At 69.7% G+C, this 14,428-nt stretch carries 17 protein-coding genes; 7 read left to right on the plus strand and 10 right to left on the minus strand.

Annotated elements, in window-relative coordinates; translation table 11 throughout:
- Nucleotides 1–27 precede the first annotated feature (27 nt).
- Complete coding sequence (locus DAT35_RS28405; protein WP_108070720.1) at nt 28–270, minus strand: hypothetical protein; 243 nt, start codon at nt 268–270, stop codon at nt 28–30.
- 266 nt (nt 271–536) lie between these two features.
- Here DAT35_RS28405 and DAT35_RS28410 point away from each other — a divergent pair, with 266 nt between their 5' ends.
- A complete protein-coding gene (locus DAT35_RS28410) occupies nt 537–929 on the plus strand; it encodes a hypothetical protein (protein ID WP_108070722.1) in 393 nt (130 codons plus the stop codon).
- A 20-nt stretch (nt 930–949) separates the two neighbouring features.
- Here DAT35_RS28410 and DAT35_RS28415 read toward each other — a convergent pair whose 3' ends face one another.
- Entirely contained in the window at nt 950–2,140 is a 1,191-nt protein-coding gene (locus DAT35_RS28415) for a TfuA-like protein (RefSeq protein ID WP_369946118.1), read from the minus strand.
- Nucleotides 2,137–3,279, minus strand: coding sequence for a YcaO-like family protein (locus DAT35_RS28420; RefSeq protein WP_233261758.1), 1,143 nt, complete (start codon nt 3,277–3,279; stop codon nt 2,137–2,139). Before DAT35_RS28420 ends, DAT35_RS28415 begins: the two co-directional genes overlap by 4 nt.
- A 105-nt stretch (nt 3,280–3,384) precedes the next feature.
- Between DAT35_RS28420 and DAT35_RS28425 the strand changes: the two genes are divergently transcribed.
- Nucleotides 3,385–3,852 carry a peroxiredoxin gene (locus DAT35_RS28425; protein WP_108070726.1) on the plus strand — a complete coding sequence of 156 codons (468 nt, stop codon included), beginning with the start codon at nt 3,385–3,387 and terminating at the stop codon, nt 3,850–3,852.
- On the opposite strand, the gene DAT35_RS28430 is transcribed toward DAT35_RS28425, so the two are convergent.
- Both DAT35_RS28430 and DAT35_RS28435 read right to left on the minus strand, forming a co-directional pair.
- Complete coding sequence (locus DAT35_RS28430) at nt 3,849–4,430, minus strand: TIGR02265 family protein (RefSeq protein ID WP_108070728.1); 582 nt, start codon at nt 4,428–4,430, stop codon at nt 3,849–3,851. The two genes, DAT35_RS28425 and DAT35_RS28430, sit on opposite strands and share 4 nt — an antisense overlap.
- 115 nt (nt 4,431–4,545) lie before the next feature.
- Nucleotides 4,546–5,178, minus strand: coding sequence for a hypothetical protein (locus tag DAT35_RS28435; RefSeq protein ID WP_108070730.1), 633 nt, complete (start codon nt 5,176–5,178; stop codon nt 4,546–4,548).
- A 234-nt stretch (nt 5,179–5,412) separates the two neighbouring features.
- Between DAT35_RS28435 and DAT35_RS28440 the strand changes: the two genes are divergently transcribed.
- The 3 genes from DAT35_RS28440 to DAT35_RS28450 are packed head-to-tail and all read left to right on the plus strand — an operon-like array spanning nt 5,413 to nt 7,093.
- On the plus strand, nt 5,413–5,994 hold the full coding sequence (locus DAT35_RS28440; protein WP_108070733.1) for an RNA polymerase sigma factor: 582 nt from the start codon (nt 5,413–5,415) through the stop codon (nt 5,992–5,994).
- Nucleotides 5,994–6,542 (plus strand): anti-sigma factor, encoded by a 549-nt coding sequence (locus tag DAT35_RS28445; protein WP_108070735.1) that lies wholly within the window; start codon nt 5,994–5,996, stop codon nt 6,540–6,542. Before DAT35_RS28440 ends, DAT35_RS28445 begins: the two co-directional genes overlap by 1 nt.
- Nucleotides 6,542–7,093, plus strand: coding sequence for a hypothetical protein (locus DAT35_RS28450; protein ID WP_233261759.1), 552 nt, complete (start codon nt 6,542–6,544; stop codon nt 7,091–7,093). The genes DAT35_RS28445 and DAT35_RS28450 overlap by 1 nt, the downstream gene beginning before the upstream one ends.
- An 11-nt stretch (nt 7,094–7,104) precedes the next feature.
- Here the strand turns inward: DAT35_RS28450 and DAT35_RS28455 are convergent, their stop codons facing one another.
- Entirely contained in the window at nt 7,105–8,076 is a 972-nt protein-coding gene (locus DAT35_RS28455) for a 3-oxoacyl-[acyl-carrier-protein] synthase III C-terminal domain-containing protein (protein WP_108070738.1), read from the minus strand.
- A gap of 145 nt (nt 8,077–8,221) precedes the next feature.
- On the opposite strand from DAT35_RS28455, the gene DAT35_RS28460 reads away from it, so the two are divergent.
- Nucleotides 8,222–8,860 carry an SGNH/GDSL hydrolase family protein gene (locus DAT35_RS28460; RefSeq protein ID WP_108070739.1) on the plus strand — a complete coding sequence of 213 codons (639 nt, stop codon included), beginning with the start codon at nt 8,222–8,224 and terminating at the stop codon, nt 8,858–8,860.
- Nucleotides 8,861–8,872: 12 nt separating this feature from the next.
- Here DAT35_RS28460 and DAT35_RS28465 read toward each other — a convergent pair whose 3' ends face one another.
- Together DAT35_RS28465 and nrfH are read right to left on the minus strand one after the other, a co-directional pair.
- Complete coding sequence (locus DAT35_RS28465; protein ID WP_108070741.1) at nt 8,873–10,297, minus strand: ammonia-forming cytochrome c nitrite reductase subunit c552; 1,425 nt, start codon at nt 10,295–10,297, stop codon at nt 8,873–8,875.
- Nucleotides 10,294–10,821, minus strand: a complete 528-nt coding sequence (gene nrfH / locus DAT35_RS28470) for a cytochrome c nitrite reductase small subunit (RefSeq protein ID WP_233261760.1) — start codon at nt 10,819–10,821, stop codon at nt 10,294–10,296. Before nrfH ends, DAT35_RS28465 begins: the two co-directional genes overlap by 4 nt.
- 182 nt (nt 10,822–11,003) lie before the next feature.
- Between nrfH and DAT35_RS28475 the strand changes: the two genes are divergently transcribed.
- Nucleotides 11,004–12,407 carry an aminotransferase class V-fold PLP-dependent enzyme gene (locus DAT35_RS28475; RefSeq protein WP_108070743.1) on the plus strand — a complete coding sequence of 468 codons (1,404 nt, stop codon included), beginning with the start codon at nt 11,004–11,006 and terminating at the stop codon, nt 12,405–12,407.
- A gap of 52 nt (nt 12,408–12,459) precedes the next feature.
- On the opposite strand, the gene DAT35_RS28480 is transcribed toward DAT35_RS28475, so the two are convergent.
- Entirely contained in the window at nt 12,460–13,170 is a 711-nt protein-coding gene (locus tag DAT35_RS28480; protein ID WP_146209912.1) for a hypothetical protein, read from the minus strand.
- 251 nt (nt 13,171–13,421) lie between these two features.
- Complete coding sequence (locus DAT35_RS28485) at nt 13,422–14,423, minus strand: aldo/keto reductase (protein ID WP_108070747.1); 1,002 nt, start codon at nt 14,421–14,423, stop codon at nt 13,422–13,424.
- Nucleotides 14,424–14,428 lie beyond the last annotated feature (5 nt).

The raw sequence follows: 14,428 nt of genomic DNA on the forward strand, positions 1-14,428 counted from the left end.
CGTGCACCCTACCCCAGCCGCCCTGCTTCACCACCTCGCCGCGGGAAGCCCCGCCCGGGTGACGGCCAGGATGTTTCCCACGGACACCCGCGCGTGCGTCTTGAAGACGGCGAAGTCGTCCCCCTGCTCGGTGACCACGTCCACCACCTCGTCGATGAAGGACTCGCCCTCGCGCAGCTGGACCGCCACCGGGCGATGTCTCAGGACGGCCTCCTCGAGCACGTCGAGGAAGTCACAGCGCCCCACGTCGTCCTGGCATATCCGGGTCATCGTCTCGCGACCTCCGGCGCGCCGTCCCTCCGCGCCGCATCCCCCAAGCGTAGCGTCCCTTCCATCCCCCCGCCCACCAGAGCGGCCTCCGAGTTGCCCCTGAACCGGCCCACGGTCCAGGTCACAGTGTCGGCCGTTGACCTCGAACCCGCCCGCCGCCGTTGGCTGACGCACACCTCCGGGCGCCGCGCCCGCCCGGGAACGGCCACGCCAGCGGGGCGGGTGGTAACTCGCAGGGGCCCCTTCCTTCCAGGAGATGAACCGCCATGCGTCCGACCCTGTTCACGGGCAGTGCGCTGCTCACCGTCTCCCTCGTCGGTTGCGCGCCCTCGCCGGATGAGGTGTGCCGCCGGATGGTCGATCAGCTGTGCGAGCGCAACTTCGCGTGCCGGACGGACAAGGACACCCCGACCTTCCAGTACGTCTTCGGGGCGGACGTGGCCGCGTGCAAGACGAAGTTCTACGACGCCAATGGCTGTGACGCGCGCACGGAGGACGCGCAGAACTGCGTGGGCTCCAACGCGGGCAAGAGCCAGTTCAGCGCCAGCAGGTTCTCCGACTGCCAGGACGCCCTGGAGTCCCTCTCGTGTCAGGCCTACATCAACCAGCAGAATGACCCGAGCCAGGCGCCTGCTGTCTGCGGGAAGATCTGCGAGTAACACGCGCGTCCGCTCCGGGCTCACCGCTTGCGCCGGCTCCGCCGCGGAGCCCCGAGCCTCCGGGCCTCCTCCACCCAGCGGCCCCGGAAGCGAGCCCCGGTCGCGAGCGCCTCGTCCCACGAGGGCCCATCCGGCAACAACCTCGACGAGTGCTCGAGCGTGAGCCGCTCCAGCGCACGCTCCTCGCACAGCCGCCGCAGTTCGTGCGCGTCCAGGCCACAGGCGGCCAGCCAGGCCTCCCGCTCCGCCGGCGGGATGCCGAGCCGCGCCCACCACTCCGCCTCGGCCCGAGCCACCTCCTCGGAGGTGGGAACGAGCCCCAGTGTGCGGGCCCACCCCGCGAGCAGTGCCCGCCGCAGGCCCTCCTCGGCCAGCTCCCCCGCGTCGGGCGCGGCGCGCAACCGCTCGAGCACCTCCTCCGAGGACACGAGGTCATCCCCCGTCGCGCACAACCCCTCCACGAGGCGGCGGCGGCGCACGTACGAGGACGGCGGGGCCAGCCTGGAGCGCGCTCGTGAGGGGGCTCGCGCGCCCGAGGCGACGAAGGCCGCGGCGGCCTGGATGCAGGCACGAGCGTCCTCGCGCTTGAGGTCCTCGAGGCCCCCAGCGGCCCACGCCTCCCACTTCGACCGGGTGGCCGGACGCCACGCCTCTCCCACGGCCGCCAGCACCCGGGGCCAGGTCCGGTCCTGGTAGAAGATCGCCACCGCCGCATCCACCAGCGCTCGTGCCTCGCGAGGGGCGAGCACCCGGGCGCGCTGAGCCAGCCGAGCCGCGTGGCGCACGTTGACCAGCGGCACCGTGAGGGGACGAAAGCCGTGCTCCTCGTCTGCGTGGAGCAGCGCCACCTCGGAGTCATCCACCAGCTCGCCCCGGTGGTACGCCTCGAAGATGTGGCCCACGCCCACCACGCCATGCTCGACGAGCTCCGCCGCTCGCAGGGCGCCCATGCTGCCCCCGCCGAACACCGCCACTCCGGCATCGAGCGCGGCCAGCAACTCGTGGTGCCAGACGGAGGGCTGGGCCTCGAAGACACCGTCCACCAGGGCGATGGCCTTGGGACGCAACGAGAGTGCCCGCCAGATATCACCCTGGCGCGCGGGCGGCAGCACGCGGCAGGGCACCAGGGCCCGGGCCTCCTCCTCCGGCATCGAGGGGCCGAGGAAGACCACGAGCTCATCGGGACGCGAGGGGACTGGACGCCGTTTCACAGCAACTCCGAGACGCGCAGGCCCGGCACCACCACGCGCACCACGTGGAGTCCGGGGAGAGGGGCCTCCAGCTCGACGGCGGCGGCCTGGGAGAAGCCCGCCCTGTCGAGCCGGGCCAGCACTTCGCGCACGGCCTCGTCCGGCGAGGACACCTCGTCGGAGAGGTCGGGCATGGACTCCACGGCGCGGCGCGGACGCACCGCGGCACACGCGGACGCGAGGGCCAGGGCGGCTTCGTGGTCCGTCGCGGCCACGTCCTCGCGCGCTCCGTGGATGTCGGTCAGACGGGACTGCGCCGCCTCGAGCAGGGCCCCGAGCAGGGCCTGGTCCCTTCCCAGCGCGCACGCATAACCCGCCGCCAGGGGCACGGGTCCCTGGTCCCGGTCCACGAGCAGCGCCGCACCCACGGGCAGGCCCACGGCTCCAGGAGCCCGCGCACCGGGCGTCAGATCGAAGAGGTGCACGTCGAAGCCTCGCTCCCCCAGGGTCCGCGCGAGCGCCGCCGTGCGAGCAGCCCCCTGCTCCAGTCCACCCGGGCGCAGCATGCGCGAGCGGAGCACCTCCTCCGTCCACCCGTCCGGGAGCAGCCGCGCGAGCTGATCTCGCTCCGTCGCCTCCAGCAGCGCATGCAGGAGCGCCCGCGCCCGCTCGGGGTGAGCGCCCGAGCCGTTGCTCGTCCACTGTACGCTCACCGGGCCGAGGGCCGGTGCCCCCGAGGGCGGGCAGTACACGCCCTGTGCGGGGACGAGCACCCGCTGTCCGGAGTGCAGCCCGGTCGCCTCGCACCAGGCGCAGCGCACCTCGCGGTTCCACAAGCGGGGGACGACCACGCCGCCCCGCGTCCCCAGGGCCTCGGCGCCCCAGACGGTGAGTCCCTGGGCCTCCAGTCCTGCCTGCGTCCCCCAGAGGAGCCGCCCTCGAGGCACCGTCTCCGCGGCCCACAGCTCCGCCGTCTCCAGGAGGGCACCCGCGGACGCGGCCTGGAAATCCAGGCCCTTGCCGTTGCACACCTGCAACACGTAGCCGCCTGGACGCACTGCGGCGGCCACCTCCACTCCAGCCCTGTCCAACCCGGTCACCCGTGCCACCCGGGTGACACCGAGCGCACGGGCGAGCCGTTCGAGAAAAGAATGCGTCAAGGGTACGGCAGTCGGAAGGGCCACGGGGGAGCTCGGTGTTGGGTGAGCGTGGTCGTATCAGCGGGAAGCATGCTAGGGGAGACCGGGCACAGGAGGCCGAAGAAGATGCTCGACGTGGGACAAGCCGCCCCGGACTTCACCGGCATCGACTGTCAGGGACACCCCTTCTCGCTCTCCGCGCTGAGGGGACGACGGGTGGTCCTCTTCTTCTTCCCCAAGGCCTTCACCATCGCCTGCACCGAGGAGATCCGGCACTTCCAGGACAACCACGAGCACATCCAGGCACTCGGGGCGGAGCTGGTGGGCATCTCGGTGGACTCGGTGAAGACGCAGTGCGCTTTCGCGGAGAAGGAGGACATCCACTTCGCGCTGCTCGGAGACGAGGCCCGCACCATCAGCAGCGCCTATGACGTGCTCTGGCCCGTGCTGAAGGTGGACCGGCGCGTCACCTACATCATTGATCCGAAAGGTTCCATCGAGTCCGTCATCCGCCACGAGGTGCGCGTCTACAAGCACCTGGACGACGTGCTGAGCTACCTGCGGCAGCACCCGCTCCCGGCGGAGGAGAACTAGGCTTCCCAGGTGCAGCGGTACTCGCAGTGGCCATTGCCCCGGGCGCGGCACTTGGGGTGCTCGACGAGCACGTTGCGCCCGCCGCTCAGCTCGATGGCGCGCTGGTGCCAGCCGATGATGGTGAGACAGTCCGCCTCGGTGACGCTCTCGGCGCCCACGGTGCGCAGCACCGCGCTCCGCTCCCCTGTCTTCTCGTAGGAGCGCGAGCCCACCGCGTAGTAGAGCCGGTAGATCTCCGGCGCGTGGCTGAGGAGGAAGTGCGGATCCCCCTTGCGGATGAACACGTGGTGGGGACCGTTCAGGTTGTCCTCGGCGGAGGCGCGGCCCATGTCGATGAAGGCCTTGGCTCGGTCCTTGGGCGAGAGCACATCGGCGATGGCCGCGTCGAGCCGGAGGTTCAGCTCCAGGGGATACCAGCCGATGGGCATGATGACGCCCTCGAGCACCTTGCGATCCGCCGGAGGCAGCCGCTGGAGCACCTCGTGAAGACGTCCCGCTCCGCCCTGCTTCGTCAACAGCTTGAGCCGGGCGATGAGGACGCTTCCCTTGATGCGTGCGGCCGCGCTGTCCGTTGACATGTTGGTGCTCCCCCTCAGGGTCCCTTCATTGTGTCAGCCGGTGAATGTGGGCAGCAACCTGCCTGGGGGAAACCTCCAGAGTGGAGCAAGCAGGCGAGCCCACGCGCGAGCACTGTCAGTGCGCCTTGATCTCCCGCAGTTGATTCTCGAGTTCCTCGCCGAGCTCCGTCGGCCGACGCAACACCGAGGCCATCAGGACCACGGTGCTGTCCGTGAGGTCGAGGCGCGCCTGGAACCGGCGAAAACCGTCATGCACCTCCGTGCGCAGGTCCTGGATCTCCGCCTTCAGCTCCGCGCGCGGCTGATGGACCTCGCCGCGCACCAGGTGCATCTCCCCTCGGAACTGCCGGACCTCCCCACGCACTTCTTCACGCCAGTTGATGAACTCGCCCCCCAGGCGCTCCAGCCATCCTTCCTGCCGGGTCATGCGGGATTCCATGCTCGTCATTCGGGATTCCATGCCCGTCATGCTGGATTCCAGGCCGGTCATTCGGGATTCCATGCTCGTCATGCTGGATTCCAAGCCGGTCACCCGAGACTCCAACCTCGTCATGCTGGATTCCAGGTCGGTCATTCGGGATTCCAAGCCGGTCACCCGAGACTCCAGCCTCGTCATGCTGGATTCCAGGTCGGTCACCCGGGACTCCAGGCCGGTCATTCGGGATTCCAGCCTGTCCATCCGGACCTCCAGACCCTTCACGGCCTGCAGAATCTGGACGCCAATATCCCCCTCAATGCTCGCCGCCATCGTCACTCCTCCTCGCCCTGCCGGGCTTCCGTGAGCCCCTCAAGCCTACGACGCACAGAATAGCGGAACACGCCTCGGATGCGAACCTTTTTCTAACCTTTCGAGTAGGGTCATCTCCACGCCCCCCACAGAACCTCCGCCGTCACCCCGGGTACCCGCGGAAAAACCCCCTTTAACTTTTCGCCGGCTCCGGGGTTTGTAGGGGACGTGAAGGCCCTGGAGACATCCCTGGCAATGGCGGACGCCGCCACCGAGCCAAGCGATGAGGCCCTCTGCCGAGCCTTCCTGGCCGGTGACGAGGCGGCCTTCGGCACGTTGGTGGAGCGGCACCGGGCCCTGGTCTTCTCCCTGATGCGCCGCTATGCGCCCCGGCCCGAGGATGCGGCGGACCTCGCCCAGCAGGCCTTCCTGCGGGCGCTGGAGGCCTCGCGCCGCGTCTTCTCTCGCTGGAGCCCCTCGAGCCCCGCGCCCTTCCGGGCCTGGCTCCTGCGCATCGCGCTCAACCTGGCGAAGAACCACGCCCGCCAGGGACGCCGCTGGTTGCAGGTGGTGGACGTACCGGAGACCGAGGCCCCGGACGAATCCGCCCATGAAGCCCTGGAGCGGACCGAGCGGGAGCGGAGGGTGCGCGCGGCGGTGCTCACCCTGCCCCGCCGCCAGCGCGAGGTGCTGACACTCCGGGTGGACGGTGGGCTGGGCTTCCGAGACATCGCCGAGACGCTCGGCATCACCGAGACGAACGCCAAGGTGAACTTCCATCACGCCGTGAAGCGCCTGCGGGCGCAGGTGGCTGACACTCCCGAGGAGGGACGCTGATGTCCGCGTGCCCGGATCAAGACGAACTGCTCACCCTCTACGCCGCGGGAGCGCTGGAGCCCGAGGAGGCCTCCCGCGTACGCACGCACCTGGAGTCCTGCGCGGCATGCCGCTCCGAGGTCGAGGCCCACCACGAAGTGCTCGGGCTGGCCGCGCTGCCACCGCCGTCCCCACGGGAACAGGCCGTGCTGGCGGCACTGCCCCGGACGACAGTGAGCGTCTGGCGGAGCGAGCAGGTCCGGCAGGCAGCGCGAATGAGGACCGCTGGAGCGCTGATGGCGGCGGCCGCCGTGGTGCTGCTCGCGCTGGGCCCGGTGGTGCTGCGCCATGTCACGCCTCGCACCACGTCGGCCGCCCCCGTGGAAACGCCCGCCAGTTCCTCCGAGGAGACGTCCTCCGACCTGGAGCAGTGGGCGCTGACGGATCCTCTGTCCGACGCACTCGAGCTGGCCGAAGCGGACCTGGATGACGCCGAGGCCGGAGACGAGTCCTGGGACCTCGAGCCGGAAGATGTCCTCTCATCCCCCAATCCTGGAGAGTCGCTGTGATGAAGCCCTTTCGACTGGCGGTGCTGACCCTGGCCCTGTTGCCCCTGTTCTCGTTGGCCGCGACGCCCGAGGGTGACGACGCGGCGCGCGACGAGAAGCGCACGCGGATGATGCGAGTGCTGGGGCTGGCGGAGGAGCTGGAGTTGAACGAGTCCCAGGCGCTGAAGCTGGCGGACACGATGCGTCAGTTCGACGAGCGCCGGAGGCCCCTGGCCCAGCAGGTGCGCGAGTCCGCGCAGGTATTGAGGAAGGCGGCACAGGGAGACACGTCGGCGCAGTCGCAGGTGGACCAGGCGGTGCAGCGGGTGTTCGACGCTCGGGCGCAGCTCACGGCGTTGGATCGTGAGATGTACCAGACACTCGCGAAGGACCTGCCGCCGCAGAAGCGGGCGCAGCTCGCCATCTTCATGGCCCGCCACGAGGGGAACAAGCTGAAGCTGCTCAAGGAGATGGACCGGGAGGGCCGTCGCGAGGAGCGGCAGAAGCGGATGCAGGAGCGCCTGCAGCGGATGCAGGAGCGACTGCAACAGCGCGGCGCTGGCGTCCCGTAGCGCCCCGAGCCCTACACGCGCACCAGCAGCGCCATGTGGTGCGCGCCGATACCGATGCCGAAGAGGACGAGGTACTTCGTGCGCAGCTCGCGGTGGTGGCGGGCCAGGGTGACGGGAATCGAGGCGAGCGCCATGTTCCCGCAGTCCTCGATGGTGTGCAGGTACTCGCGCGGGCGGATCTTCTCGTTCCAGTGGTCGAGCAGCTTGCGCGTGGCCTGATGTGACACGAGGGTGATGTCGTCCCCGGTGAGGCCGTGCTTGCGCAACAGCCGATCGACGAGCCTCGGCGGCCCGTCCATGCCGGTGTTCAGGAAGGCATGGAGGCCCCGGGCAGGCTCGAGCCCGTACACGGGTTTGTCGATGCCCACCTCGGGACGGGGGCGCATGGTCATGGCCCCGTACTCGTCGCTGAAGGTCTCGGCGGCGTAGTCCACCAGGACGAGCCGCTCCCCGAAGCCGAGCACGGCCGCCCCCGCTCCGTCTCCAATGCCGAAGGCATGGCCCTGCGCGTAGTCCACGTTGCGCGTCCACCCGGCCCCCACCGCCACGAGCGCCCGCTCCGAGTGGCCCGCCAGGATCGCCTCCCAGGCCAGCACGGACCCCATGAGGAAGTTGGCGAAGTCGGACTGCACCGGAACCACCAGCACGTGCGGGCCCAGGCCCGCCTGCCGGTGCACCTCGTACAGCTCATTGGGGGTGATGAACTCGGACACGGAGACGTAGCCGTAGAGCCGGTCCACCCACTCCGGCCTCACGCCCGCGTCCTCCAGCGCCGCGCGCCCCGCCTTCGCGGTGAGGGAGGCCAGGGACTCGCCCGGCGTCAGGCACCGGTGCTCGCGGTTGCCGTAGAAGAGCGAGGCCTCGGACTGACCCTGGGCCCGGGCCGCCTCGCGGATCCGATCGAAGATGGGGTCGGCACTGGTGCGCACCCGCTCCGGCAGCGCGGCACCAAAGCCCAGGAAGGAAATCGAAGGTCGCGTCATCGCCTCGGCTCCCAGAGAGGAAACCTGTGGGGTGCGGCACTAGAGCACACCCGGAGCGCGGAGAGTGAAATCAGACGCCCGCGGGGCGAGGAGGCATGCGAGCGCCGCTGCGAACACGACTCTCGGCCGCTATGGAAGGACACTCATGAGCGCACTCTCCCTGAGATACGTGGCCCTGGGTGACTCCTCCGCCGTCGGAGTGGGCGCGCGCCAGGGCGGCTACGTGGAACACCTCTTCCAGCGGTTGCGCCGCACCCGTCCGGGCGTGGGCCTGCTCAACCTGGCCGTGAGCGGCGCCACCAGCGCCACGGTCCTCTCCGGGCAGCTTCCCAAGGCCATGCGCTCACGCCCCCACGTGGTGACGCTCGCGGTCGGCATCAACGACCTGTGGCGCGGCGTGGAGCCCCACCCGTTCGAGTCCAACCTCGATCAACTGGCGCGCGGGCTCGTGGGCACGGGGGCCGCCGTGGTGCTGGCCAACCTGCCGGACATGTCGCTGGCGCCCGTGGCGCGGCTGGCCACGCACTTCCTCCCGCTCGAGCTCATCTCGGCGCGCATCGCCGCCTTCAACGCGGCGGTGGCCCGCGTGGTGTCCCGCCATGGCCTCATCGGCGTGGACCTCCACACCCCCAGCCTCGTGGAGCTGCCCGGGAGCCCCGACTACTTCTCCGCCGATGGCTTCCACCCCTCGGACACCGGCTACACGCGAATGGCCGAGCACTTCTGGCCCTCCCTGCTCCACGCCGCCGAGCGCGCCGTCCCCACCGCCCAGGCCACGGGCTGAGACCGCCCGGCGTCACTCGCTCCCGCGCGCCTCCGCGCCCTGCCCTCCTGGCTGCCGGCGCAGCGCGTTCTGGCCGAGCCGCGAGAAGTTGATGGAGTCACCGAGGATGCGGGCCGCCTCCTGCGGCGCGTGGAAGCCGTTGGAGTTCTCCGCCTCCACGAAGTCCAGGTAGAACTGGGCCTTGCGCTGGAAGCCCCGGGCCGCGGCCAGCTCGACGTCCGTGGCGCCCGCCCGCTTGCGCTCCCCCAGCTCGTGGATGAGGTCCACCAGCGCGTCCATGGCCGTGTTGCGCAGCTTGTGGTGCCGGTCCTGGATGGTCTCCACCCGGCCCTTCAGCTCCTCCTCGGACCACTTGTGGCACGTCTGGCAGGCGCGGTTGATGTTGAGCAGCGGGCTGCGCACGTGGTGGTCGCTGATCTTCATCGCGCCCTCGCGCTTGTAGGCCATGTGGCAGTCGGCACAGGCCACTCCCGAGCGGGCGTGGATGCCCTGGTTGTACAGCTCGAACTCGGGGTGCTGCGCCTTGAGCACCGGAGCGCCCGTCTCGGCGTGGACCCAGTCCTTGTGACCGTTCTCCTCGTAGTAGGCCATGATGGAGTCGATGTTCAGCCCCTTGGCCCACGGGTACGTCAGCCGCTTCTCCGGACCCTTGAAGTAGTACTCGACGTGGCACTGGCCACAGACGTACGAGCGCATCTCCTGGCGCGTCGCCATGCTGTTGACGTCGTAGTTGGCAACCCCCTGGCCCGCCTTGAGCGCGCGCATGCCCTCGATGAAGCCGGGGCGCGTCACGCGCAGCGCCATCGTCTTCGGATCATGACAGTCGATGCACGCCACCGGGTGATCCACCAGCTTGCGCGCCTCCGAATAGGGCATCGCGTTCATCTTCTCGAAGCCCTTGATGAGGTCTCCGTCGCCCAGCTTCTTGTAGGGCAGGTAGACGGAGCCGTGGCAGTGCATGCACGTGCCCGGCTGCTTCGTGACGTGCTGGCGCTCGGTGAACGTCTGGTCGTCCAACATGTACGCGTGGCCGCGCTCCTCGCGGAAGTCCACCGCGAAGGCATAGCCGGCCCACATCGTCTTCAGCCGAGGGTCCTCCTCGAGCCGCGACTGGGCCACCACCGAGCGCGGATCCGCCTGGGTGGGCGTGTGAGGCACCGCCTCGCTGCCGCCGTACTTCGTGCGCACCTGGTCCACCGTGCGCTTGTAGTCGTCGTACTGCAGAGGGAAGTTCTTCCCCCAGATGGCCGGGTCCTCGATGGTGTCGTCCAGCTCCACCACCCGGTAGAAGGGGTTGCGCGCCTCCTGCTTGCGCTCGGAGATGTTCACCAGCAGGGCCGTGGCCGCCACCGCTGCCGTGGCCGCCACCACCGCCGTGAGGATGACGATCCGGGTCTTCCAGAGCCTCGGCTCCGGCTGTGTCGAGGGGTTGCTCATGGTCTGGACTCCTGGGCCGTCAGCCCGGGCTGGCCGAGCCCTTCCGGGTGGCCCACCGAGTTATGGCAGCGAAGGCACGAGGTCTCCCCAGCGCCGTGGGGAGCTTCGAGGGGCTCCACCAAGCTGCTGTGGCATTTGCGGCACGCCCGCTCCGTCACCTCGCGGTTGCCGGGGCGGATCTGGATGGGCTCGTGGAAGCTGCCGGTGGTGAAATAGAACGAGTGCCAGAAGCCATTGGACGCCTTGGTCGCGTACTTGCCGACCAGGCCCGGCGGCGTGTGGCAGTCATTGCAGGTGGCCACCGCGTGGTGGCTCGACTTCATCCAGCCGTCGTACTGCTCGTGCATCACGTGGCAGTTGGCGCAGGCGGCCGGGTCATTCGCGAGGTACGAGTAGCCCTTCGCGTAGGTGAAGGTGAAGCCGCCGATACCGAGGGCGAGCCCCACACACGCGCCCAGTGCGATGAGCAGCCAGGTCCGGGCCCTGAGGGCTCCTCCCATCTTCCTGTCCGCCGCGCGTTCCATGACTCGTGTCGATATCAATTCCCGGGCCATGGGGCGGTCACCCGGAAACATGGCTTCCGGGGTGCAGGATTTGCGCGCGAGGGGAGGAGCGAGGTGAATCTTGCGCGAGCCTCGCCCAATCCACGCGGACCTGCTACGCCTGCGCCCCCTCTGCCCCCGTGCGGCGCCACCTGGATGTGACCATGAATCCGCTCGAGCTCTCCCCCTCGGACTTCCGGCGCCTGGCCGACCGGCTCACCACCCTCGCCGAGCGGTGGCTCTCGGAGCTGGACACGCGCGCCATCGCGCCCTCCACCACGGGCGCCGCCACCGAGGCCCTCTTCGCCGACGGACTCCCCGAGGAGGGCTTGAAGGACGCCGCGCTCGACGTTCTGGGCCCGCTGATGGCCGGAGCCCGCGCGGGCAATGCACGCTTCCTCGGCTACGTGCTCGGCTCGGGGGAGCCGGTGGGAGCGCTCGGGGACTACTTCGCGAGCGTGCTCAACCAGAACGTCACCGCGTGGCGCTCGGGCCCCACCATGGTGAGTCTGGAGCGCGCGGTGGTGCGAGGACTGGCGGCCGCCGTGGGTTGCGAGGGCTTCACCGGGAGCCTCACGGGAGGAGGCTCGTCGGCCAACCTCATGGGCCTGGCGATGGCGCGCGAGGCGAAGGCCCCCGCCAACGAGGAGGGCTCGCCCTCGGGGGTGGTGTACGCCTCCACCGAGGTCCACATGTCCATTCCCAAGGCCCTGGCACTGCTCGGCCTGGGACGCAGGAACCTGCGCCTCATCCCCACGGACGCGGAGTGGCGCATGCGCCCCGAGGCCCTCGAGCGCGCCATCTCCGAGGACGTGGCCGCCGGCAGGCGCCCGCTGGCTGTCGTCGCCAGCGCGGGCACCGTCAACACCGGCGCGGTGGATCCTCTGAAAGACGTGGCGGCCATCGCCCGGCGGCACGGGCTCTGGATGCACGTGGACGGGGCCTATGGCGCCCTGGCCGCCCTGGCCGTTCCCGAGCGCTTCGAGGGCCTCGCGCTCGCGGACTCGCTCTCGCTGGACGCGCACAAGTGGCTCTACCAGCCGGTGGACTGCGGCGTGCTGCTCGTCCGAGACGCCTCCGCCGCGCGCCGCGCCTTCTCCTTCTCCGGAGACTACGTGCGCACCATGACCTCGGACGCCGTGGAGGGCTTCGCCTTCTTCGATGAGTCCGTGGAGCTCTCCCGCCGGGCCCGCGCACTCAAACCCTGGCTCTCCGTGCGCTACCACGGGCTGCGCGCCTTCCGGGAAGCCATCCGCAAGGATCTCGCGAACGCCCAGCGGCTGGCGGAGCTCGTGCGGGCGGAGCCGAAGCTGGAGCTGCTCGCCCCCGTGCCCTTGAGCGCGGTGTGCTTCCGCTACGTCGCGGGGCTCGCCGAGCAAGAGCGCGACGCCTTCAACACGAAACTGCTGGCACGCCTCAACGCCCGCGGCCGCGTCTACCTCTCCAACGCCACGCTGTCCGGGCGGTTCGCCCTGCGCGCCTGCTTCGTGAATCACCGCACCACGGCGGAGGACGTCCAGACGGTGGTGGCCGAAGTGCTCGCCACCGCGGCGGAGCTGGCGCGCTAGTCAGGTCCGGGCGCGGCTCTATGCCGCGCCACCGTCCCCCTGAGAGGGCTTGCTACTCGACGACGAAGGGCACGTCGATCCGATTGAAGAAGTCGGCACGGCAGGAGCTGAAGCCTTCGCACGCCTCCACGCCGATGGCCCCCTGGCCGAGCAGGCTCACGACGTAGCGGCCGGGCTTCAAGGTGGGCAGGGTGAAACGGACGTGGTTGCCCTCCACCTGGGGGGCCTCAATCCAGTGCGAGCCCGAGCCACCCTCCGACTCCACGTGAAGGTCCACCTTCTCGAGCTGGTCGGTCACCGGCAGCCACTCGATGTCGATCGCCGCCCCACTGCGAACGGTGGCCTGCTCCTGGCCATTCACACGGAAGCGCCGTGGCGCGCGGAGCTCCTGGAAGACCGCGCGCATCTTCGAGCGGTCATCCGAGAGGATGAACTCGGTGCGCGGCTCGTCGGCCGGACGCAACGAGCCCTTGAAGCTGGGCTTATCGCAGCTGAAGGCCCCATCGAAACTCAGGTGCGTATCTCCCCGGCTCTCCAGGGTGGCGGCCTCCGAGTTGATGGTGAGGCGGGTGTCGGCGGGAATCTGGTAGCAGGCTCCGCCCCTGCTCCAGTCGAAGTGGAGCACGGCATCCTCGGAGTCACTGAATGAGTACGTGGACGGGAGGTAGAGCCCCAGGCTCGGGATGTCTCGCAGGTCCCGGTCGAGGAGCGGGGGTCCGCAGGCGGTGACGGCGACGGCAAGCAACGGCATGAACTTTTTCATGGGCGCGCTGCATTGCAGGGTCCGCGCCAGCACCTGGACACAGCGAGCCGCGCCGCGCGGTGTGCAGCCAGTTGTACGGACGTTGCACACGGGAGGACACGCCGTGCACCGCTGACCACGCATTCTCTCCAGGGAGAGCAGCGTCATGAGCCACACTTCCGGCCGCGAAACGCGGACCTACTTCCGATGTGCGGCATGCCGCTCGTCCCCGGAGTGAAGTGGAACGAGCGGCACGAAATGACGCCGAGGCGTTACCGGCGTTCGCTGTCGAGCTGCTTCATCTGCTCCGCGCCGTAGCGCTCGCCGGAGATCGTCACGAGCGACTCGAGCGCCGCGAGGTCCTCCTTCGACAGCGGCCGCTCCAGGGCACCAAGCGAGTCCTCGAGCTGCGCGATGGTCTTCGCTCCCACCACGGGAACCAACCCGGGCTGGCGGCCGAGCACCCAGGCGAGAGCGAGTTGCCCCGGCGTCATGCGGCGCTCGTGGGCGAACTGCTGGAGGGCGCTCACGACATCCTCGTTCTTCTCACGATTGGCGCCGGTGAAGCGCGGAAGGTGGGCGCGGTAGTCTCCCTTCTCCTTCGGCTTGCTGCCCGTGAGGAGCCCTCGCGAGAAGACGCCGTAGAGCGTCGCGCTGATGCCGAGCTCGGCGAGCACGGGGAAGATCTCCGCCTCGGGGCCGCGGCTGGCGAGCGAGTACTCGATCTGCAGATCGACGATCGGGTGGACGCGGTGGGCGCGACGGATCGTCTCGACGCCGACCTCGGACAGCCCGATGTGGCGCACGTAGCCCGCCTTCACGAGGTCCGCGATCGCTCCAATGGTGTCCTCGATGGGGACGTTGGGATCCAGCCGCGCGGGGCGGTAGATGTCGATGACGTCCACCCCCAGCCGCTTCAGGCTGTAGGCGGCGAAGTTCTTCACCGCGGCCGGGCGCGTGTCGACCCCGAAGAAGCTCCCATCCGGCCCTCGGAGCGCGCCGAACTTCACGGAGAGTTGGACCTGCTCCCTCCGGCCCGCGATGGCCCGCCCCACGAGCATCTCGTTGTGGCCCATCCCGTAGAAGTCTCCGGTGTCGAGCAGCGTGACGCCGCGATCGATCGCCGTCTGGATCGTCCGGATGCTCTCGGCGTCATCGGTCGCGCCGTACATGCCCGACATTCCCATGCAACCGAGCCCCAGCGGGAATACCTCGGGACCCGTGGCGCCCAGCTTCACCCTGCGCTGCGTCTTCTTGGACTCGTTCGTGCTCATCGTTC

Origin of the sequence: Vitiosangium sp. GDMCC 1.1324 (genome assembly GCF_003044305.1) — a bacterium.
Lineage (GTDB): Bacteria > Myxococcota > Myxococcia > Myxococcales > Myxococcaceae > Archangium.